The 217-nt window shown below is 50.7% G+C and carries 1 protein-coding gene; it reads left to right on the plus strand.

Going from position 1 to position 217, the window contains the following annotated elements; genetic code table 11:
* On the plus strand, positions 1-217 hold a 217-nt coding region (locus tag WCL58_RS25320; RefSeq protein WP_336851760.1), incomplete at both ends, for an Arm DNA-binding domain-containing protein.

Raw genomic sequence — 217 nt, forward strand, 5'->3', positions numbered from 1 at the left:
TTTATCCCTTTTGGTTGAACCCAATGGCAGCAAGAGCTGGCGCTTTCGTTATCGCTTTGCCGGTAAGCCCAAGATGATTTCATTCGGCGTCTATCCTGCCGTTTCGTTAGCCGATGCTCGGTCAAAGCGCGATGAATCCAGAAAGTTAGTTGCTGAGGGGCAGAACCCCAGCACAGTTCGTAAAGAGAAAAAGCTGGCGCAGCTATACGGGAATGCA

The organism is Serratia sp. TMDUHS_CL, assembly GCF_037137105.1.
In the GTDB taxonomy this organism is placed as follows: domain Bacteria; phylum Pseudomonadota; class Gammaproteobacteria; order Enterobacterales; family Enterobacteriaceae; genus Serratia; species Serratia nevei.